The following is a 20,385-nucleotide window of genomic DNA, read 5'->3' as shown; positions in this document are numbered from 1 at the left end:
CTTCGTTCGACGTGCGCTACAGCTCGACGGAGCGCCGGCGGGCGACCTCGGCCAGGGCGACCGCCGCCGCCACACTGGCGTTGAGCGACTCGACCTCGGAGATCATCGGGATGCTGACGGTCAGGTCGCAGGTCTCCCCGACCAGGCGGGAAAGACCGCGTCCCTCGGAACCGACCACCACCACCAGCGGACCGACGGCGGCCTCCAGGTTGTAGAGGTCGGTGTCGCCGTCGGCGTCCAGGCCGACGACCATGAAGCCGGCGTCCCGGCACGCCTTCAGCGACCGGGTCAGGTTGGTCACCTGCGCGACCGGCACCCGCGCGGCCGCCCCGGCGCTGGTCCGCCAGGCGGTCGCGGTGATCCCGGCGGCACGACGCTCGGGTACGAAGACACCCTGCGCGCCGAACGCGGCAGCCGAACGGATCACGGCGCCCAGGTTGCGCGGGTCGGTGACACCGTCCAGCGCGACCAGCAGCGGGGCCTGCTGCTCCAGGGCAGCGGCGACCATGTCCTCGAACGGCTGGTACGCGAAGGGCGGCACCTGCAAACCGACGCCCTGGTGCAGCACCCCGCCGGTCATCCGGTCCAACTCGGCGCGGCTGATCTCCAGGTTGGCGATGCCCCGGTCGGCGGCGGTCCGGATGATCTCGTTGATCCGGTCGTCCATGTCGATGCCCTGGGCCGTGTAGAGCGCCGTCGCCGGCACGTTGGCGCGCAGCGCCTCCAGCACCGGGTTACGCCCGACCAGCAGCTCCGGGGTGTCCTTGGACGGGTTCGACTTGCGCCCCGGCGCGACCCGGGGGCCGGACCGCCCGCTGGGCTTGCCGCCCCGTCCGCCGGTGGCAGCACCCCGGCCCACCGGTACGCCCCGACCGCCGCCCCTGCCCCAGGTGGTGTCCTTGGAGCCGGGCTGACCGATCTTGGGGGCGCGCCCCTCCTCGGCCGCCGCGCGGCGCTCCTTGTCCTGCTTCCAGGCGGTGCGCTGGGGCAGCTTCTCGGTGCCCGAGTAGCCCTTGTGCCACGGCCGCTCGTCCGCGGGCAGGGTGCGACCCCGCCCGGCCAACGAATCCTTGTTCTTGCCGCCGGTGCCCTTGGGGGCGCCTGCCTTCGACGTCAGTCGCCGGCCACGGCGCTGCGAGTTGCCGGCCATCAGTCCTGCTCTCCAATAGTCCAACGGGGGCCCTGGGGGGTGTCCTCGACCACCACGCCGGCCAGCTTGAGCTGGTCACGCACGGCGTCCGCGGCAGCCCAGTCCTTGCGGCCCCGCGCCTGCGCACGCTGCTCCAGGGCCAGCGCGATCAGGGAGTCCACCACGGCACGAAGATCGTCCGATCGGCCGCCGCCGGTCCAGGCCGGGTCGAGGGGGTCGATCCCGAGAATATCCAGCATTGCCCGCACCACGGCCAGCGTGGTGCGGACGGTCACATCGTCGCCGACGCCCAGCGCGGTGTTGCCGTCCCGAATGTGCTGTTGCAGCACGGCCAGCGCGGCGGACGTGTTGAGGTCGTCGTCCATCGCCGCGGCGAAGCCGGCGGGCAGCTCACCGAGCTGCCCGGCGCCCACCCGCTCGGCGGCCCGCTGCACGAAACCCTCGATCCGCCGGTACGCGGTGGCCGCGTCGCGCAGCGAATCCTCCGAGTAGTCGATCACCGAGCGGTAGTGCGCGGCGGCGTAGTAGTAGCGCAGCTCCACCGGCCGCACCCCGAGCGAGTCCACGTACGCCAGGCCCAGCGCGTTGCCGGCGGACTTGCCCATCTTGGCCCCGCCGATGCTCAGCAGCCCGTGGTGCACCCAGTAGCGGGCGAACGGCAACCCGGCCGCCTGAGACTGGGCGATCTCGTTCTCGTGGTGCGGGAACGTCAGATCCAGGCCACCGCCGTGGATGTCGAACTCAGGGCCGAGATAGCGCCAGCACATCGCCGAGCACTCGATGTGCCAGCCCGGACGGCCCAGACCCCACGGTGAAGGCCAGTAGGCGTCCGCCGGCTCGTCCGGTTTGGCACCCTTCCACAGCGCGAAGTCGCGCGGATCCCGCTTGCCCCGATCCGGGGCGTCCCCAGCGGACTGCATGGCGTCCGGAGACTGACCCGACAGCGACCCGTACGCCGGCCAGGACGCCACGTCGAAGTAGACGTCGCCGGAGCCGTCACTCGCCGGGTACGCATGCCCGTCGGCGATCAACTTCGTGATCAGCTCGTGCATCTCGGGGATGTGCCCGGTGGCGCGCGGCTCGTAGGTGGGCGCCAGCACGTTCAACGACCGGTACGACTCGGCGAGCAGCAGCTCGTTGGCGTACGCGATCGACCAGAACGGACGACCCTGCTCGCCGGCCTTGACCAGGATCTTGTCGTCGATGTCGGTCAGGTTGCGAATGAAGGTGACCTCGTAGCCGGCGGCCAACAGCCAACGACGCAGGACGTCATAGTTGACGCCGGAGCGAAGGTGACCGATGTGCGGCGGAGCCTGAAGGGTGAGACCACACAGGTAGACCCCCACCTTGCCGGCTTCCCGCGGGACGAAGTCCCGCACCGATCGGGTGGCGGTGTCATACAGGCGTAGCGTCACCGTACAAGGGTAGCTGTCCGTGCCTGTCCGGGTCCGCCGGTGCCGGGTCGTACGCTGCCAGGCGTGGATGCGACCGCACGCTCCGGTGGCTCCGGTGACCCGCCAGCCAACCCCGCCACCCCCGCCGACCCGGCCCTCCACCGGGCTACCGGGCCGGCCGACGCGGTTGCGGGGCGGGGTGGGGAGACGTCGCAGACGCTGGACCGGGGGTTGCGGCTGCTGCACCTGGTCGCCGACGTCTCCGGCGGTCTGACCGTCACCGAGGCCGCGAATCGGCTCGGCATTGGCCGGGCCGCCGTCTACCGACTGGTCACTGCGCTGACCGGGCACGGCATGCTGCGTCGCGACGGAGACGGTCGGCTGCGCCTCGGTGCCGGGTTGCTGCATCTGGCCCGACGGGCCCAGCCGCTGCTCGCCGAGGGTGCGCTGCCCGCGCTACGCCGCCTCGCCGAGCAGGCCGGCGCGACCGCACACCTGACCGTCGTCGAAGGTGGCGAGGGCGTCGCCCTGGCCGTGGTCGAGCCGAGCTGGACGTCGTTCCACGTCGCGTACCGGGCCGGGGCACGACACCCACTGGAGCGGGGGGCGGCCGGACGGGCGATCCTTGCCGGTCGCGCCGGGTCGGCCGAGCCGCTCAGTAGCAGCGGAGAGTTGCAGGCCGGGGCGTACGGGGTGGCCGCACCGGTGCTCGGCGTACCCGGCCTGGAGGCCAGCGTCGGCGTGGTCGCGCTCGCCCCGCTGGACGTCGACTCCATCGGCCCCGAGGTGCTGGCCGCCGCCCGCGCGATCGCCACCGCCCTCAGCTGACCTCTGACCGCCGCGCGCTCGCCGCGCGCCCCGCCCCGGCTTGATCAACTCGGGTTCACGGAAGTCGCGGTGTCCCAGAGCCAGCGACCGCCCGACTTTCAGGAACGCGAGTGGATCACCGCCCGTGGGCGGCCCGAATGCCTGATTGGTCGGCCGCACTGGCCGGTGCCATAGCACGATTGGCTGGCGGATTCGTGGTTGTCCACAGGGCCGGCGGCACCCGCGGGCCGGGTTGTCCACAGGGGTTTCGGAGGCCAGTCGGTGGTCGGCAGGCTGCGTGGCATGCCCCCACGTCCGCATCGCCCCGATGCCCTGACCTGGCAGGTCTTCCGCGGCTCCGACGCTGTCCGAGGCGGCCTGCTCACCGAACATCAGTTGCGCAACTCTGCCTGGGTGCGGTTGCGCCACGACATCTACGCCGATGCGCGGTTGGATCGGGACCACGCCCTCGCGTGTCGCGCCGCCCTCCTCCGGCTACCGCCCGGCGTGGTGGTCGGCGGCCCGTCGGCCGCCTACCTGCACGGCGTCCAACACGCCGCGAGCTTCACCGACGACGTCCACGTCCTCGTACCCCGATCGTTACGGGTCGGCTCACAGCGCGGCCTCCGCGTGCACGTCAACGCCATCACTCCACTGACGGCGAACGAGACCGCTGAGCCGACTGCGTCAACCACGCGACGACCGGCAGGCACAAGACGACCACCAGACGCAGGACGACAGCCAGAAGCGAGCTGTCCGCCGACCCCAGGGAACCAGCCAGACGCAGGACGACCACCAGACGCAGGACGAATGCCGGTCGCCGGACGACCGCCGAGCGCGGGACGTCCACGTGATGCAGCGCGACCTACGGGAGTGGGCCGCCCACCTGCCGGCGGAAGGTCACCACGCCCAGCACGGCAGCTGTCCCGCCCGGCCGCCGTGTCCGTCGGAGCAGGGGGGCTGGTGGTGGCCGGCCCGGGCGATGAATGGGCGGCGGCCAGTCCGCCCAGGACCAGGGAGCGAGACCTCCCCATCCCCCGGTCCGATCCCGGGCGGGCCGCCTGGGAGACGGCTGTCTGGCTCGACCCGATCCGGGCGGTCGCCATCGTCGACTCGCTGCTCGGTCAGGGGCTTGCCGACCGCGACACGCTCAGCACCATGGCGGCCCGCAACGCTGACCGCCCTGGTGGCCGGCGAGCGCGCTGGGTGTTTGACCTGGCCGACGGTGGAGCCGAGTCTCCGCCGGAATCCCAGCTGCGCGTCCGGTTGGTGTTGGGCGGGCTACCGCGCCCGGCGGTTCAACATCCGGTGCGCCTGCCCACCGGCGTTGTTCTGCATCCCGATCTGGCCTGGCCGCAATACCGGGTGGCGGTGGAGTACGACGGAGAGTGGCACTCCGGCGTGGAGCAACTGCACCGCGATCGCCAGCGGCTGAATCAACTGGTCGGCGCAGGTTGGCTGGTCCTGCACGTGACCAGCCGACGGCTGCACGGTGAGTTCCCAGCGGTGCTTCGAGAGGTACGCGAAGCGCTGGTCAGCCGCGGCTGGCGACTGGGATCGTCCAGATGATCGGGATCAACTCGGGTTCCTGGAAACCGCGCCATCCTCCAGGCACCAACACCGCACCTTCCAGGAAACCGAGTCGATCATGGCCGCTCGTCGGGCGACGGTCGGTGACCGCAGGCATGGACGACCCGAGGCCCGGTCGACGACGTGTCGACCGGGCCCCGGGGCACGGTGGCGGTTGGGCCACCGCAGTGCGATGTGCGCTACGGGCGGGCGTTCGGCTTGAGCGGGGTCTTCACCGCCGCGTAGGCGTCGACGATCCCGTAGCCGTAGAAGCCGTTGAAGTTGACCCCACCGGCGCAGTACGCGTCGTAGGTCTCGTCCCGGCCCTCGTTGCGGTACTGCTGGAGGCGCGGCTCCGGGCACGCGTGCTCGGCGGCCGTGCGGTAGAGGTGCTGCTCGACCTGGTCCGGCGACATCCCGAACCCATTCCGACCCTGCGCCTTGCCGTACCGGCTGACGATCAGCGCGGCGACACCGGCGGCGTGCGGGGACGCCATCGAGGTGCCCTGGAGGTACGTGTAGTAGCCGCACTCACCGTTGGCCTTGCACTGCTTGAAGACCGAATTCTCGAAGCCGGGGACGATGTTGCCGTCGGCGTCGACCGATTCTTCCTCCTGAAGCACGTGCTTCGGGTACGAGGAGAGGATCATGTTGGCGTCAGTACGGAAGGTGTCGGTTCCGAAGCCGTCCCGGAACCAGCCTCCCGGCGCGGCGACCGAGATCTGCTCGGTGCCGTAGTTGGAGAAGTCCGACTTCTTGCCGGACGGGCCGACCGACGACACACCGATCACGTGCGGGCCCTCGGTGGGGAGGTCCCAGCAGCTCTCGTTGTCGATCGGTCGGGGGTACGGGTCGGCGCCGTAGTCGGGGCTCGAGACATCGGTGCGCGGTGCACCCAGGTCCTCGTTGTTGTTGCCGAGCGCACCGACGAGGGTCACGCCCTTGTTGTGCGCGAAGACGAGCGCCCGCTTCATCGCCTTGATGATGGCCCGCTGCTCGGCCTGGTCCTCGGGGGAATCGGCCGGGTTGGCGGTGCAGTTGTAGAGCCACGGGTCGACATAGAACGACATGTTGACCACGTCGATCCCGGAGCGGCCGGCGTAGACCAGAGCGTTGACGACCGGGTCGAGGAAGAAGTAGCCGGAGTCCTGGCCACCCTTGAGCTCGACCAGCGAGACGTTCGGGGCGACGCCGGAGAGTCCGAAGCCGTTGGCCGCGGCGCCGATGGTGCCGGCCACGTGGGTGCCGTGCCCGCCGTCGTCGGTGCCGACCGGGTCGAGGCAGCTCGGCACCTCGCAGGGGCCGTCCACGTCGGTCAGGTCGGGCGCGAAGTTGCGCGACAGCGACCAGTTGAAGTTCGGCGCGATGTCCGGGTTGCTGGCGTCGACGCCGGTGTCCAGTACGCCGACGGTCACCCGACGGTCGCCCGGCTCGATCTTGCGGGCCTTGTCGGCCCGGATCATCTCCAGGCCCCAGAGCTTGTCGTCGAGCGGATCGAGCTTTGCGCCCTTCTTGGCAGCACCGGCAGCACCGGCACGAGCACCGGCAGCGGCCAGCAGGTGCTCCTGCTCGACCCGGTCCAGCTTCGGCTTGCGGCCGATGGCCTTCTGCTCGGCGGCACCGATCAACGTCGGCGCGGCGGTCGCCCTGGCCGCGAAGTCGGCCCGGTCGCTGCTGACCTGGAACATGCCGACCTCATCGGATCGGGACACCACAGTGCCGCCAGCCGCCCGGATCGCGGCGACGGCCGTGTCGATGGCGACGCCATCCTCGGCGACGACAGTGAAGGTCCGGGAATCGCTCGGCGCGGCGTTGGCCGGCACACCCAACCCCGTAGCCGTAAGTGCCAGCACAGCCGCGGTCGCGACCGTACGGGCGGTGAAGCGCTTGCTCACCACATCGGATCCTCTCGTTGAGGGACGTGCCAGCCATCACACAACACCGATCCGCATCGCGCCAGATGAACGCCCGTTATAGCCGTGAATCACGCCAGTTCGGGCCGCACCCCGGCCACACAGACAGCCCGTACAGACGCAGGCCGCACAGACACAGGCCGCACAGACACTTGCGCCCGCCGGCTCGACCTACACGCCTACCGCGTCGACACCCAGTTTCGCGAGCGCGGCCGGCAGCTCGGCCATGCCGGATACTTCGGCGTCGGGTGGGCAGCCGGGCGGGCGAGGCAGGCCGAGTCGGTTCAGCCACACCGACCGCAGGCCGGCCCGGCGAGGCGCCACCACGTCGTGCTCCCAGGAGTCGCCGACGTACACGATCTGGCCGGCTGGCACCCCGGCCGCCGCGACCACAGCGGCGTAGAACTCCGGGGCCGGCTTTTTGGGCAGGCCGTTCTCGTGCGCGTACAGCTCGAAGGCGAACTCGCCGCTGAGTCCGCACCGTTCGGCGCGGCTGTTGCCGTTGGTGGCGAAGCCCAGCGTGTACCGGCCCCGCAGCGTGGCCAGCGTCGCTGGTACGTCCGAAAACGGTCGGGTGAGGGCGAAGCGCTGGGCGAAGAAGAGGTCCGTGATCTCGTCCAGATGGTGGACCAGCGCGGCACGGGCCAGCGACCGGGCCAGTGCGGCGCGCCGAATCTCCGCCACCGGGGCGGCCTTCAGCTCGCCGAAGACCGCGCCCCAGTCCGACTCCAGTTCGGCGAGCGTCACCCCGGCCGCCGCCGATGTCCGTCGTCGCATCTCGTCGAGGACCGCCACCAGCCCACCCGTGACAGCCGGACGCAGGTCCAGAAGCGTTTCGTCAGCGTCGAACACCACAGTGGTCAGCACGACACCCACCCTCTCACCGTCAGCGCAAGCCAGCGGCAGCGCAAGCCACCGGCACCGGCACCGGCACCGGCACCGGCAGCGACAGCCAGCGGCCCGCCGAGGTCACCGACCGTCAAGCGCCAGCTCGGGCTCGGGCGTGACCGGCCCGGGCGGCGCGGGCGACCCCCGCAGTTCGTCGAGGCGTACCAGGGCGACGCCGGCGACGATCAGCGCACCGCCGAACAACTGCCAGCCGGTGGGCAGCTCGTTCAGGAACAACCACGCGATCAGCACAGCGAAGAGCACCTCGGTCAGCCCGACGAACGACGACAGGCGGGGCCCGAGGATCCGGGTGCCGGCGATGCCGGCGAGGTACGCGATGACGGCCGCCACCAGCGACAGCCCGGCGATGGGCACCAGCCAGCTGGTGGGCTGCCCGGCGAAGGTGACCTCACCGAAGGTGGCGTGCAGCGGCAGCAGGCCGGTCAGCCCGATGAGCAACAGCACGGCGGCACCGACTGCCATCCCACCGCTGGCCATGGCGACCGAGGGCAGCCGGGGGTCGACGCGGCCGGCGAGCACGAAGTATCCGGCCAGGCCGAATGCCGCGCCCAGCCCCCAGAGCACGCCCACCGGGTGAAATTCGGAGGTGCCGGCGAGGTCGAGCACGAACGCCAGTCCGGCCAGCGCGGCCACCGACCCGGCGATGGTGAGCCGGCGGGGCGGCTGCCCGTGCCGCAGCCACATCCAGACCACCACGAGGATGATGCCCAGGTATTCCAACAACAGAGCGACACCGACCGGCAGGTAGCGCACGGCGTTGAAGAAGCACACCTGGGCCACCGCCACCCCGAGGAGCCCGAACAGCCCGATGGTCGCGGCGTTGCTTCGCAGCACGTCCCACTTGCCCCGTAGCGACAGCAGGGCGGGGATTGCCAGCACCAGGGCGGCCACGCCGACGCGGGCGATCACAGCGGACTCGGCTGACCAGCCGGCCTCGATGAGCGACCGCGCGAAGGTGCCGGAGGTGGCGAAGGTGACTGCGGCGAGCAGCGCCAGTCCGATGCCGGCAGCAGATCGTGAGTGCATGTCGCGCTCCTCGCAATGGGCACCGTGTCATGAGCAAACTATCCTTGTACTGATGACGCTAGGCGGGAGCCGTGACAGGAGTCAAGTTGCTATTCGCTCATGACACCGAATGTTCGCTGATCGCCGCGGCGGCGCTGGTCAACACCGCAGGTCGGGACGGTGAGTTGCTGCCCGACATCGCGGCGCTGGACGCGTTCTTCGTCCGCCACTCCTACAGTGGCCGGCACGAGCACACCGAGGCCGAGCTGCGCGCCGTACGGGAGTTGCGGCCCCAACTGCGCCGCATCTGGCACGCCGAACCACCCGAGATCGTCGCTGTGGTCAACGGCCTGCTGCTGGAACACAAGGCGCTGCCGCAGCTCATCGAGCACGACGACGAGCCGTACCACCTGCACGCCGTTCCCCGCGACGCGCCGCTGGCGACCCGGATCGCGGTCGAGGCCGCCATGGCGATGGCCGACCTGGTCCGTAGCGGCGAGCTGAGCCGATTGCGGATCTGCGAATACCCGGACTGCGACAACGTCGTCGTCGACCTGTCCCGCAACCGCTCCCGGCGGTTCTGCGAGGCCGGCTGCGGCAACCGCGCCGCGGTGACCGCCTACCGCGCCCGCCGGGCCGCCGGCCGCTCCTGACCGATGGTCGCCCACTCCTCGGCCCGCACCTCGTACTCCACCTCGCCCTGCTCGGTGCCCGGAATCGGGTGATCCCACTGGAGGTGGAAGGTCCGCACGTAGTGCAACCCGGCCTTCACCATCACCCGCCGGGAGCGTTCGTTCACAGTCATCGTCTCGGCCCAGACCCGGCGCACCCCGACGGTGTCGAAGGCGTACCGGACCAGCGCCCGTGCCCCCTCGGTGGCCAGCCCCCGCCCCCACGTCGGGCGGCGCAGCCGATAGCCCAACTCGGCCTCGGTGCCGTCCGCCGACGGGTCCAACGCGAACCAACCCAGGAACTCGCCGGACGCCCGATCGTGCGCTGCCCACCGGCCCAGCCCGGGATGCCTGTCGTACTGAGCCAGCAGCCTCGGCAACTGCTCGTCCCGGACGGTCGCCGGCGGGGTCGCGACGCCACCGGTCAGAAAACGCATCACCTCGGGGTCGCTGTCCAACTCGACCAGCGCGCCCACGTCGGCAATGGTCAGCCGCCGCAACCGCAGCCGCTCGGTCCCCGCCGGCACACCCACGCCATCGTCACCCATAGCCCGGATCATCCGTCCCGCTCAAGATCCCGTCGACCTGTTTACCAGGGCCAGTTGCGCGGAGAACCCGACCGCCGTCGCGGGCGAGGCGGTCGGGTCAGCGCGGGGGCGCGACCACGAAGAGCCGCCAGGAGTACGCGTCGACAACGAGCACGGGTCCGTCCGAGTCCTTACTGTCCCGCACCCCGACCACCTCCCCAAGATTCGTAGCCACCTCGACACACTGGTCGTTGGAACCACTCCGGCTGCTCTTACGCCACCGGGCTCGGGTCAACTCCACGACTCTGCCACTTCCCTCAGCAACTCGATCGACTCCTGCGGTGGCAGCGCCTGCCCGAGGGTAGCTTCCCAGGTCCGTTGTAGACGCAACAGATCCGCAGGTAGATCGAGTTCCTGGCCGCCAATCTGGCCACCAAGGTAGGCAAGATCGCTATGGTCGTCCACGGTGGCAAGGATGAATGGCCCGTTCAGGCCGGGATACTCCTCGGCCGAGCGGGGCACCACATGGAGCTGAACCCGCGGATGCTCGGTCGCCAAGCGGGCCAGGTGCAGAGACTGCTCGCACATGACCTTCCGACCGCCGACGCGTCGCCTCAGCACCGACTCGTCAAGCACCGCGACCACATGCGGCGGGCGATCCCCGTAGAGGATCCGCTGGCTGTCCATTCGGTCCGTCAGCCGACGCTCGACCTCATCGGCATCGAGCAGTCGGTCCGACTCGAAGATCGCGCGAGCATAGTCTTCGGTTTGCAGCAGTCCAGGGACGTGCAGCGGGTCGAACCATCGCAGCGCCCGCGCCTCCGCGAGGATCGCACGCCAACCGCGCAGCCAGGCCTGAGCCTTGTCCAGGCTGACCAGTTCGGTGGACATCCGGCCGAAGAGGCCGCCGGTGTCGAGGGCCCGGTCGACGAGTTCCAGGTACTTGGCGGTGGGCACCTGCTGGCCCAGCTCGACAGCGCTGACCATCGACGCCGAGTAGTTGACCGCCTTGGCCAGCTCATCCTGACTCCAGCCGCGCCGGACCCGCGCCCGTCGCAGCTCCGCGATCAGGAACGCCGCCGCCGTCATCTGTCCATCGGCCATGCCGTGCCCGCCCTCCACCCCGCCGACGACCATTTCCAGCCGGCCGCCAGCGGTGGTGCCACCCAGAACAGGGCGACTATGACGACGCGGCCAAACCCTTCCGACCGTAGTCGCCTGATCACCAGACTGTGAAGTGCGGCACCGCTCCCCGTCCCCCGGGATCTGCCGGCGCCGCACGGGACCGCCCGCTCCCCCGTGCCGGGCGGTCCCAACCCCACCGAAGCCGACCGCTCCACCAAGATCGCGCTCGATCCTGGAAACAGTGGTCTCCTGGCGCGCGAAGGCCACTACATCCAGGATCGAGCGCGATCTCGACACGAGCAACGCAGCGCAGAGTGGTCAGCGCAGTCGGCGCAGAGCGGTCAGCGCAGTCGGAGCAGCGCGGCACCGTCGGCGGGGCCGGCGCGAGCGGGGTTGATGCCACGAACGATTCAGCTCCAGAGGAGGACCCCACCATGCCCCGGAGCACCCTGGGCGGGCTCACCACACGCTCCTGCCGGCCGCACCTGCCGCTGCGCCCACTCTGGCTCTGCCGGGTCTGCGCCGCGCCCTGGCCGTGCCCCATCGCCCGACTTGCGCTGCGGCAGGAGTACGCGCACGACCGGATCGGGCTCAGCATCTACCTGTGCACGGTGCTGCACGAGGCGGCTCACGACCTGTACCTACTCAACCCGCACGACGGCCCCGACCCTGCGGCACTTTTCACCCGCTTCCTCGGCTGGGCGAGACCGCGACACCTGCACTGAGCAGGCCAGGACGGGTCAGGGGTGGGTCATCCGGAGCAGGTCCAACGTCTCGTCCAGTTGGGTCTCGGTGAGCTTGCCGGAGTCGACGTGGCCCCGGGAGATGACCACCTCGCGGATCGATGCCTGCTTGGCCAACGCCTCCTTGGCGATCGACGCGGCCTCGTCGTACCCCAGGTAGCGGTTGAGTGGGGTGACGATCGACGGTGAGCCCTCGGCGTACGCCAGGCAGACCTCGGCGTCCGCGACCAGGCCGACCACCAGCCGGTCGGCGAAGAGCCGGCTCACCGCGGAGAGCAGCCGGATCGACTCCAGCAGGTTGCGGCCCATCACCGGGAGCATCACGTTCAGCTCGAAGTCGCCCTGTGAGCCGGCGAAGCCGACCGTCGCGTCGTTGCCGACGACCTGGGCGCATACCTGTCGCATCGCCTCGGCGACCACGGGGTTGACCTTGCCCGGCATGATCGACGAGCCGGGCTGGAGGTCCGGGATGCGCAGCTCGCGCAGACCGGCGCGGGGACCGGAGCCCATCCAGCGGATGTCGTTGGCGATCTTGTAGAGGCCGATCGCCACGGTCCGCAGCTGCCCCGAGGTTTCAACCAGCGCGTCTCGCGCGCCCTGCGCCTCGAAGTGGTTGCGCGCCTCGCTCAGCGGCAACCCGGTCGACTCGCGCAGCTTGTCGATCACGGCGGCGGCGAAGCCGAGCGGGGTGTTGATCCCGGTCCCCACGGCGGTGCCGCCCAACGGCAGCTCGGCCAGCCGGGGCAGTGCGCCCTCCAGCCGTTCGATCCCGTAGCGGACCTGGGCGGCGTACCCGCCGAACTCCTGGCCGAGGGTGACCGGGGTGGCGTCCATCAGGTGGGTACGCCCGGCCTTGACCACCGTCTCGAACTCGGCGGCCTTTGCCTCCAACGCCGACGCGAGGTGGGCCAGCGACGGCAGGAGATCCTCGACGATGAACTGGGTGGCCGCCAGGTGGATCGAGGACGGGAAGACGTCGTTGCTCGACTGGGAGGCGTTGACGTGGTCGTTGGGGTGCACCGGTGAGCCCAGCTCCCGGGTGGCCAGGGTCGCGATCACCTCGTTGGTGTTCATGTTCGACGAGGTCCCCGAGCCGGTCTGGAACACGTCCACCGGGAACTGGTCGTCGTAACCACCGTCGGCCACGTGCGCGGCGGCGGCGGCGATCGCGGCGGCCACGTTGGCGTCGATCACGCCCAGCTCACCGTTGACCTCGGCCGCCGCGCCCTTGATCTGGGCGAGGGCCTTGATCTGGGCCGGTTCGAGGCCCCGGCCGGAGATGGGGAAGTTCTGCACCGCACGCTGGGTCTGCGCCCGCCACAGCGCCTCGGCGGGCACCTCCACCTCGCCCATCGAGTCGCGTTCGATGCGGTAACCGGTCGCCTCTGGAGTCGTCACGCGTACCATCCTGCCGCGCCCGTGGCCGACTCGCAGATGATCCGTCAGCCCAACTCGGTGAGCAGCCGTTCCACCTCGTGCCGGTCCGGTGACTCGACCTCCCGGAACAACGCCAGCGCCTGCTCCAGGTGCGTGCGGGCCGCCGACGGATCCGTGGCCCTTACACAGCGGGCGATGCCCTCCAACGCCCGTGCCTTCTCGTAGCGGGCACCGAGCCGGCTGGCGTCGGCGAGCACCCGGCGGTGCAGGTCGAGCGCGCTGGCGGCGTCGCCCTGCTCCATGATCGCCCGGGCCAGCAGGTTACGGGAGGCGCACTGACCGATGCGGTCGCCGGCATCCACCATCGCCACCAGCGCGTCCCGGTGCAGGGCGGCGGCACGATCCGGCTGTCCGGCGACACGCTCCATCACGCCGATCTCGTTGAGCACCTCCCCCTCGCCGAATCGATTGCCGGCCTGGCGTTTGAGGTACAACGCGGTCCGCAGCAGACGGCGGGCGGGGCCCAGGTCACCCATTCGATGCCGAATCATGGCGAGGTGCCCCACCGCGTTCTCGATCTGCCGGTGGTCCCCCGCCTGCCTGGCCAGCAGGACGTGCAGCCGGGCCAGGCGCAGCGACTCCTCGTAGCGACCCCAGGCGATCAACGCGTAGGACATGTTGTTCAACAGATTGGTCGCTGCGTGAATGTCGGCCGGGCTCCGAACCATGCCAAAAGCCTCGTCGAACTTCGCCTTGCCCAGCCGGTGGTCACCGTTCGCGGCGTAGGAGACGCCCAGGTTCCACAGCGTGCTGAGCGTGTCGGCGTGTAGTCCGAGCCGACGGCGCACCGTGAGCGCCACCTCCATCGCGCTGATCGCCTCCGGAAAGCGGGCCAGCCGGAAGTACGCCGACGAGAGATAGTTCAGCATGGTGGCGGCGGCCGCCTCGTCGCCCAGCCGCTCGGCGACCCGAAGCCCGATCGTGTGGGTCTCGATCAGCTCGTCGAGGTGCCCACCCTCGAAGTTGAGCCGCCAGCAGGCCCGGGCCAGCTGCCAGCACTGAACCGGGAAGTCCTCCTCCTCGGCCTTCCGAACCAGGGCGGTGAGCGCAACGTGGCTCTCCTCGAACCACGCCCGCCCCTCGGCCACCGGGACAGCCAACAGGTCGGGTCGGCCGGGCGTGCGCTCGGGGAGGTTGCGACGACTGCCCGCGGCCTCGATCGTCCGGGCGATCGCCAACATGACCGACAGGTGGTGATCCAACAGCCGCTCCACGGCGGCGCGGCGCTCGGTCTGCCGCTCCGGGCCGGCAAGCAGCAGCCGCGCGTACTCGCGGAGCAGATCGTGCAACCGGTACCGACCCGGCTGCACCTCCTCCACCAGATGCGCGTCGACCAACTCGTCCAGCTGGTCCTGGGTTTCGGCCAGGGGCAGGTCGACGAGGGCTGCGGCCACCCGACTGTCGAAGCGTCCGGTCGGGTACAGGCCGAGCAGCGGAAACAGCCGCTGCGCCGACGGTGAGACCTGCGCGTACGACAGGGCGAACGCCTGCCCCACCGAGCGCTGCCCGGCGGTCAGCTCGGCCAGCGGGCCCGCCCCGGCGACCAGTCGCTCGGCGAGGTCGGCGACCCGCCAGCGCGGCCGGTGCGCCAGCCGCGCGCCGGCCAGCCGGATGGCGAGCGGCAGGTGCCCGCAGCGACGCGCCACCTCGGCCGCCGCCTCCGGCTCGGCGGCGATCCTCTCCATTCCGGCCACCCGGCCGAGCAGCTCGATCGCCTCGTCGGCGTCGAGAACCGGCAACGACGACGGCCGGCCCTCATCGAGCCCGATCAGCCGGCGACGACTGGTGATGAGGACCAGGCTCTGCGAGCCGTTGGGCAGCAGCGGTGCCACCTGTTCGGCGCTGGCCGCGTTGTCCAGCACCACCAACGCGCGGCGGCCGGCCAGCTCGATCCGCCAGAGCGCCAACCGGTCGTCCAGGTTCTCCGGCACCCGCTCCGCTGGCACCCCGAGTTGGCGCAGGAGGGCCGCCACGGCCGTGGCCGGTGTCAACGGTCGGCGTTCGCTGTGCCCGTGCAGGTCGATGAAGAGCTGGGCGTCGGGATACCTGTCGGCGAGCGCGGTAGCGACGTGCACGGCGAGCGTGGTCTTGCCGCTTCCCGGCATTCCGTCGACCACCTGGATGCGGGTGCCGTCCTCCTCAATTTCCTTGACCAGACGGGCCACCGTCTCCTGCCGACCGATGAAATCCCCGATCGCCCGGGGCAGCGAACGAACCGGGCCGACGGGTGGGGCCGGCCGACCGGCCAGGGCCAGGTCGCCGGCGAGTACGCGTTGGTGCAGCTCCTGCAACGCGGCGCCCGGTTCGATGCCCAGCTCGTCGGCGTAGAACCGTCGACCCTCCCGGTAGGCGGCGAGCGCATCGGCCTGCCGGCCGACCGAGGACAGGGCGAGCATCAGTTGGCCGCGCAGACGCTCCCGCAGTGGATGCTGGTCGACGCTGTCGGTCAGCTCCTCGATCAGCTCCGCGGCCTGCCCGAGGCGCAGCTCGACGTCGACGCACTCCTCCAGCGCGGTGAGGCGCTGCTCGTCGAGTGTCTGGGCCCGGCGGCGCACACTGCGGCTCGGGATGCCGCCGAGCGCCGGCCCGCGCCACAGTGCCAGCGCGGCGCGGAACCGCTCACTCGCCTCGGCCAGCCGTCCGGCGGCGACGGCGGCGCGGGCCGCTTCGACGGTACGGGTGAAGACCTCGGCGTCCAGGTCGTTCGAGCCGGTGCGGACGCCGTACCCGACCGGATCGGTGATGATGGTCTCCGGGGCGAGTCCCAGTTCGGTGAAGCGGCGACGCAACCGCGACACGCAGGTCTGCAACTGGGCCCGGGCGGTGGCCGGCGGGCGCTCCTCCCAGACCGCGTCGATCAGCTCGTCGACCGGTACGAGCCGGCCGGCCCGCAGCAGCAGCATGGCGAGCAAGATCCGATCGCGTCCTGCGGTGACAGTGGACTCGCCACCGCCCACCCGCAGGGGCCCCAGGATCCCGAACCGCATCTACTCTCCCGCTTCAATGGTGCAACTTCCAGCAGAGTAGTCCGGTGGTAACAGATCGCCTCGGTCAGGCGATAGTGATCTGAGAGTGGATCGACAGCGGTGCGCAGCAGACTCACTCCGGGTTGTCGGTGACGGCATCCGACGGGGGCGGTGCGCCCGTCCCACCCCAGCGGGGCGGGCGTACCGATGTCGGCAGAGCACGGGCGACAGGACGGGCGCCGGGCGAGTTCGCCCGGCGCCCTTTCGCGTACCTGTCGGGTCAGCGGCGGCCGACGGTGAGCACCGGCTTGGTGACCTCGGCGAAGAAGTCGTTGCCCTTGTCGTCGACCACGATGAAGGCGGGGAAGTCCTCCACCTCGATCTTCCAGACCGCTTCCATGCCCAGCTCCGCGTATTCGAGGACCTCGACGTGCTTGATGCAGTCCTGGGCGAGGCGGGCTGCGGGGCCGCCGATCGAGCCGAGGTAGAAGCCACCGTGCTGCTGGCAGGAGCGGGTCACCTGACCCGACCGGTTGCCCTTGGCCAGCATCACCTGGGAGCCGCCGGCGGCCTGGAACTTCTCCACGTAGGCGTCCATCCGGCCGGCGGTGGTCGGGCCGAACGATCCGGACGCGTACCCCTCGGGGGTCTTCGCCGGGCCGGCGTAGTAGACCGCGTGGTCACGCAGGTACTGCGGCATCGGCTCCCCGGCGTCCAACCGCTCGGCGATCTTGGCGTGGGCGATGTCCCGGGCGACCACGAGCGGCCCGGAGAGCGAGAGGCGCGTCTTCACCGGGTACTTCGACAGCTCCGCGCGGATCTCGTCCATCGGCCGGTTCAGGTCGACCCGGACGACCAGCTCGGCGTCGAGCGCATCGTCGGTCACGTCGGGCAGGAACCGCGCCGGGTCGGTTTCGAGCCGCTCCAGCCACACACCCGACGGGGTGATCTTGGCGACGGCCTGGCGGTCCGCCGAGCAGGAGACGGCGATCGCCACCGGGCAGGACGCACCGTGCCGGGGCAACCGGACCACCCGTACGTCGTGGCAGAAGTACCGCCCACCGAACTGCGCGCCGATGCCGAAGTTGCGGGTCAGCTCCAGCACCTCCGCCTCCAGCTCCAGGTCGCGGAAGCCGTGCGCGCTCATCGAGCCGGCGGTAGGCAGCGCGTCGAGATACTTGGCGCTGGCGTACTTCGCGGTCTTCAGCGCGTACTCGGCGGAGGTGCCGCCGATGACGACGGCCAGGTGGTACGGCGGGCAGGCCGCGGTGCCGATCAGCCGCAGCTTCTCCTCCAGGAACTGCATCATCCGCGTCGGATTGAGCAGCGCCTTCGTCTCCTGGTAGAGGTACGACTTGTTGGCCGAGCCACCGCCCTTGGCCATGAACAGGAACTTGTACGCGTCGGGGTGCCCGTCCGGGTCCTCGGCGTACAGGTCCACCTGGGCGGGCAGGTTGCTGCCGGTGTTCCGCTCGTCCCACATGGTCAGCGGGGCGAGCTGGGAGTAGCGCAGATTGAGCTTGGTGTACGCCTGGTAGACGCCCCGGGAGATGGCCTCCGCGTCGGCACCGTCGGTCAGCACGTGCCGACCACGTTTGCCCATCACGATGGCGGTGCCGGTGTCCTGGCACATGGGCAGCACACCGCCGGCGGCGATGTTGGCGTTGCGCAGCAGGTCCAGCGCGACGAACCTGTCGTTCGGCGAGGCGGCCGGGTCGTCGATGATCGCCCGGAGCTGCGCCAGGTGCGCGGGGCGCAGGAAGTGCGCGATGTCGTGCATCGCCTCGGCGGTCAGCGCGGTGAGCGCTGCCGGTTCCACAGTGAGGAACCGACGGCCTCCCGGGCCGTGTACGACGTCCACGCCCTCGTCGGTGACCAGGCGATAGTCCGTCTGGTCGGGACCGGTCGGCAGCAGAGGGGCGTACGAGAATGCGGCGGCACTGCTCATGAGCGGCAAGCCTAGGGCAGACCGGTCGATCACTCCCACCCGCCGGGCGGGTCCTGGGACGCCGCTCTCATCCACCGGGCGCGCCGAGCCCGACCGCCATCCGGATCATGAGGCGGACGGCCCGCTCAGCCGTCCTTGCCGCCACCCGGGTCGGGGCAGAGTTCCCGCTTCGGCCCGCAGTCGTCGTCGTTGTCCGGCCCGCCGGGGCCGGGGCCGCCCGGCCCGGGATTCCCACCGTCGTCGGGAGGTCGGGCGGGCGAGTTTCCGGACGCGCCGAAGCGGACGTACCCGATCTCCCGCCCCTCGCCGATGATCATGCCCTGCGACCCGACGGCGAGGGCGTTCGCCGAGGTACGCAGAACGGCCAACTCCCGGCCGGTGCGCGGGTCCAGTGCCGCCAGCCGGGACGGCTTCTCGTCGGCCACCACCGCCGCGTACGGGGTGAGCGCGGCCCCGGCCTTGCCGCTGGCCTGCCGCGTCCAGAGCACCTTCTCGGTGCCCAGCTCACGGGCGATGACGGAGCGTTTGTCGGCGGCCCGGAACACCGCCGAACGGTCGTCCACCGCGATCAGCTTGGTGCCCGGCTCACCGACCCAGAGCAGCCGGCCGTCGTACCCGTCGATGACGGTCTCGCGGCCGTCCGGGGCGACGCCGATCAGCACGTTGCGCGCACCCTGCGGGTCCTCGCGTTGCACGCAGCCGGCGGAGTCGGCGGTGCGCAGGTTGATGCCGGCCCGCTGCCAGGCCTCCTGCCCGGTCGCCGAGTCCCGGGCGGAGATGGCGAAGTAGCAGGTGCCGTCCTGGGATCGGGCGGAGATGCGCAACAGCCGGCCGCCCACCACGGAGAGCCGCTCCTCCCGGCCGGGCTCGACGTTCTGCAGCACCCGGCCGGTGGCGGTGTCGACCACGTGGACCCGACCGTCGACCGGGAAGCCCAGCAGCGGTGGCGCGGCTTCCGCCCCGGCCACGCCGTCGTCGATCCGGGTGGCGGTGAGCCGGCGGGTGCCGCGCAGACCCGGATTGTCGGCCAGCAGGCCGCTGTGCACCCCGGGCAGGAAGGCCGTCCAGAGCGGCGTCGTGCCACGCGGGTCCCAGGCGCTCAGGGTGCAGTCGGTGGCGTCCGTGCAGCTGGCGTCGAGGAGCAGGTTGCGGTACGTCCAGACGGCCACCGCGTCATCGTCACGCCGCCGGGTCACCCCGGTCGTCGGGTCGAGCAGCTCGTACCCCTTGACCAGGAGCTTGCCCACGGCCACGACCGGATCCCGGTCACCACCCGCGACCGCCGCCCAGTCCGCCTTGCGCTCCCAGAGCTGGGCACCGGTGGCCAGGCTGCGGGCCTCGACCCGGGTGCGCTGCTCGACCACAACGGCGTCGCCGGCGATGGTCACGCTGCGCGGAGTGCCGCCGACCCGCTGCTGCCAGACCACGTCGGGCTCGGAGATGGGTTCGCTGCGGTCCACCCAGTCCCACAGGCCGGGGAACGGGTTCCACACGCCGGTCGCGGCGAGCGCGACGACCACGGCGAGGCCAAGCAGCAGCCCACCGCGCACGCTCCCCTTCGCCACCCGCACACCGTAGCCACGATCACGGATCTTCCGTACGCCCGCGCCGCCGTGTCGCCGCGCTTTCTGCGCTCGGAGGTGTTACAGCGCCCTTCCGTCCAGCCGAACAGCGCTGCGCACCAGCGGAAGCGTGCGGTAGGGGATCTGCTCGGCCAGCGCGATGATCGTCGAGGCGCGGGTGATGCCGGCGGACGAGACGATCTGGTCGATGACCCGTTGCAGGTCGGTGTTGGACCGGGCCACGATCCGGCAGAGCAGGTCGCTGGAGCCGGTGATGGTGTGTGCCTCCAGCACCTCGGGGATGGCGGCGAGGTGAGCGGTGACCGGGTCGTGACCGTGCCGCTGAGTGATCTCCAGGGTGACGAAGCTGGTCACCCCGAACCCGATCGCGGCCGGCGCGATCTCGGGGCCGAACCCCTTGATGACCTGCCGCTCGACGAGCTTGTCCAGCCTCGCCTGCACGGTGCCCCGGGCCACCCCGAGCCGCCGGGAGCACTCCAGCACCCCGATCCGCGGCTCCTCGGCGAGCAGTTCGATCAAGCGCACGTCGAGAGCGTCGAGCTGTACATTCTGCTCACCATTCATGAGTGACGACCATACCGAATGCGCAACCTGACCAGCATTTCTGCCAACAGTTGCCCACTCGATGCCGGGGCAGC

Annotated in this window: 17 protein-coding genes; 4 read left to right on the top strand and 13 right to left on the bottom strand. The window is 70.9% G+C overall.

The features are described from left to right. Positions 1-16: 16 nt before the first annotated feature. Together rlmB and cysS are read right to left on the bottom strand one after the other, a co-directional pair. Entirely contained in the window at positions 17-1,150 is a 1,134-nt protein-coding gene (gene rlmB / locus ACFYPG_RS13460) for a 23S rRNA (guanosine(2251)-2'-O)-methyltransferase RlmB (RefSeq protein WP_387352051.1), read from the bottom strand. Continuing rightward, the gene (gene cysS, locus ACFYPG_RS13455) at positions 1,150-2,565 is read right to left on the bottom strand and encodes a cysteine--tRNA ligase (protein WP_387352049.1); all 1,416 of its coding nucleotides are present in this window, start codon (positions 2,563-2,565) and stop codon (positions 1,150-1,152) included. The genes rlmB and cysS overlap by 1 nt, the downstream gene beginning before the upstream one ends. A gap of 63 nt (positions 2,566-2,628) precedes the next feature. Between cysS and ACFYPG_RS13450 the strand changes: the two genes are divergently transcribed. Both ACFYPG_RS13450 and ACFYPG_RS13445 read left to right on the top strand, forming a co-directional pair. Beyond that, positions 2,629-3,372: an IclR family transcriptional regulator gene (locus tag ACFYPG_RS13450; protein ID WP_387352047.1), complete on the top strand. Its 744-nt coding sequence runs from the start codon at positions 2,629-2,631 to the stop codon at positions 3,370-3,372. Between the two features lie 942 nt (positions 3,373-4,314). Next, positions 4,315-4,920, top strand: a complete 606-nt coding sequence (locus tag ACFYPG_RS13445; protein ID WP_387352045.1) for an endonuclease domain-containing protein — start codon at positions 4,315-4,317, stop codon at positions 4,918-4,920. Positions 4,921-5,120: 200 nt separating this feature from the next. Here ACFYPG_RS13445 and ACFYPG_RS13440 read toward each other — a convergent pair whose 3' ends face one another. From ACFYPG_RS13440 to ACFYPG_RS13430, 3 genes are all read right to left on the bottom strand, one after another. Next, positions 5,121-6,815: a S8 family serine peptidase gene (locus ACFYPG_RS13440; RefSeq protein WP_355005903.1), complete on the bottom strand. Its 1,695-nt coding sequence runs from the start codon at positions 6,813-6,815 to the stop codon at positions 5,121-5,123. A 189-nt stretch (positions 6,816-7,004) separates the two neighbouring features. Further along, a complete protein-coding gene (locus tag ACFYPG_RS13435) occupies positions 7,005-7,700 on the bottom strand; it encodes an HAD family hydrolase (RefSeq protein WP_387352691.1) in 696 nt (231 codons plus the stop codon). Positions 7,701-7,802: 102 nt separating this feature from the next. Beyond that, positions 7,803-8,768 carry a DMT family transporter gene (locus tag ACFYPG_RS13430; RefSeq protein ID WP_387352043.1) on the bottom strand — a complete coding sequence of 322 codons (966 nt, stop codon included), beginning with the start codon at positions 8,766-8,768 and terminating at the stop codon, positions 7,803-7,805. A gap of 86 nt (positions 8,769-8,854) precedes the next feature. Between ACFYPG_RS13430 and ACFYPG_RS13425 the strand changes: the two genes are divergently transcribed. After that, the gene (locus tag ACFYPG_RS13425; protein ID WP_355005906.1) at positions 8,855-9,400 is read left to right on the top strand and encodes a CGNR zinc finger domain-containing protein; all 546 of its coding nucleotides are present in this window, start codon (positions 8,855-8,857) and stop codon (positions 9,398-9,400) included. On the opposite strand, the gene ACFYPG_RS13420 is transcribed toward ACFYPG_RS13425, so the two are convergent. From ACFYPG_RS13420 to ACFYPG_RS13410, 3 genes are all read right to left on the bottom strand, one after another. Further along, positions 9,367-9,966, bottom strand: a complete 600-nt coding sequence (locus ACFYPG_RS13420; RefSeq protein ID WP_387352041.1) for a GNAT family N-acetyltransferase — start codon at positions 9,964-9,966, stop codon at positions 9,367-9,369. The genes ACFYPG_RS13425 and ACFYPG_RS13420 overlap by 34 nt on opposite strands. Before the next feature lie 97 nt (positions 9,967-10,063). After that, positions 10,064-10,246 (bottom strand): DUF397 domain-containing protein, encoded by a 183-nt coding sequence (locus ACFYPG_RS13415; RefSeq protein ID WP_354940258.1) that lies wholly within the window; start codon positions 10,244-10,246, stop codon positions 10,064-10,066. Further along, a complete protein-coding gene (locus ACFYPG_RS13410; protein ID WP_387352040.1) occupies positions 10,237-11,049 on the bottom strand; it encodes a Scr1 family TA system antitoxin-like transcriptional regulator in 813 nt (270 codons plus the stop codon). The genes ACFYPG_RS13415 and ACFYPG_RS13410 overlap by 10 nt, the downstream gene beginning before the upstream one ends. A gap of 455 nt (positions 11,050-11,504) precedes the next feature. Between ACFYPG_RS13410 and ACFYPG_RS13405 the strand changes: the two genes are divergently transcribed. Further along, complete coding sequence (locus ACFYPG_RS13405) at positions 11,505-11,795, top strand: hypothetical protein (RefSeq protein ID WP_387352039.1); 291 nt, start codon at positions 11,505-11,507, stop codon at positions 11,793-11,795. A 15-nt stretch (positions 11,796-11,810) separates the two neighbouring features. On the opposite strand, the gene ACFYPG_RS13400 is transcribed toward ACFYPG_RS13405, so the two are convergent. From ACFYPG_RS13400 to ACFYPG_RS13380, 5 genes are all read right to left on the bottom strand, one after another. Continuing rightward, a complete protein-coding gene (locus tag ACFYPG_RS13400) occupies positions 11,811-13,220 on the bottom strand; it encodes a class II fumarate hydratase (RefSeq protein ID WP_357226466.1) in 1,410 nt (469 codons plus the stop codon). 35 nt (positions 13,221-13,255) lie between these two features. Beyond that, entirely contained in the window at positions 13,256-16,237 is a 2,982-nt protein-coding gene (locus ACFYPG_RS13395) for a BTAD domain-containing putative transcriptional regulator (protein ID WP_387352037.1), read from the bottom strand. 259 nt (positions 16,238-16,496) lie between these two features. Further along, complete coding sequence (locus ACFYPG_RS13390; protein WP_387352035.1) at positions 16,497-18,164, bottom strand: fumarate hydratase; 1,668 nt, start codon at positions 18,162-18,164, stop codon at positions 16,497-16,499. Positions 18,165-18,289: 125 nt separating this feature from the next. Then, positions 18,290-19,735 (bottom strand): PQQ-binding-like beta-propeller repeat protein, encoded by a 1,446-nt coding sequence (locus tag ACFYPG_RS13385; protein ID WP_387352033.1) that lies wholly within the window; start codon positions 19,733-19,735, stop codon positions 18,290-18,292. A gap of 72 nt (positions 19,736-19,807) precedes the next feature. Beyond that, positions 19,808-20,311 carry an Lrp/AsnC family transcriptional regulator gene (locus ACFYPG_RS13380; RefSeq protein ID WP_355005914.1) on the bottom strand — a complete coding sequence of 168 codons (504 nt, stop codon included), beginning with the start codon at positions 20,309-20,311 and terminating at the stop codon, positions 19,808-19,810. Positions 20,312-20,385: the final 74 nt, after the last annotated feature.

The organism is Micromonospora sp. NPDC005553 (genome assembly GCF_042871765.1).
In the GTDB taxonomy this organism is placed as follows: domain Bacteria; phylum Actinomycetota; class Actinomycetes; order Mycobacteriales; family Micromonosporaceae; genus Micromonospora.
This window is presented reverse-complemented; position numbering and strand designations above follow the sequence as displayed.

What these genes read in the sequence shown, in the direction of transcription:
- rlmB (WP_387352051.1), bottom strand. Translation starts at nt 1,150, where the DNA reads ATGGCCGGCAACTCGCAGCGCCGTGGCCGGCGACTGACGTCGAAGGCA.
- ACFYPG_RS13430 (WP_387352043.1), bottom strand. Translation starts at nt 8,768, where the DNA reads ATGCACTCACGATCTGCTGCCGGCATCGGACTGGCGCTGCTCGCCGCA.
- ACFYPG_RS13420 (WP_387352041.1), bottom strand. Translation starts at nt 9,966, where the DNA reads ATGGGTGACGATGGCGTGGGTGTGCCGGCGGGGACCGAGCGGCTGCGG.
- ACFYPG_RS13410 (WP_387352040.1), bottom strand. Translation starts at nt 11,049, where the DNA reads ATGGCCGATGGACAGATGACGGCGGCGGCGTTCCTGATCGCGGAGCTG.
- ACFYPG_RS13405 (WP_387352039.1), top strand. Translation starts at nt 11,505, where the DNA reads ATGCCCCGGAGCACCCTGGGCGGGCTCACCACACGCTCCTGCCGGCCG.
- ACFYPG_RS13400 (WP_357226466.1), bottom strand. Translation starts at nt 13,220, where the DNA reads ATGGTACGCGTGACGACTCCAGAGGCGACCGGTTACCGCATCGAACGC.
- ACFYPG_RS13395 (WP_387352037.1), bottom strand. Translation starts at nt 16,237, where the DNA reads ATGCGGTTCGGGATCCTGGGGCCCCTGCGGGTGGGCGGTGGCGAGTCC.
- ACFYPG_RS13390 (WP_387352035.1), bottom strand. Translation starts at nt 18,164, where the DNA reads ATGAGCAGTGCCGCCGCATTCTCGTACGCCCCTCTGCTGCCGACCGGT.
- ACFYPG_RS13380 (WP_355005914.1), bottom strand. Translation starts at nt 20,311, where the DNA reads ATGAATGGTGAGCAGAATGTACAGCTCGACGCTCTCGACGTGCGCTTG.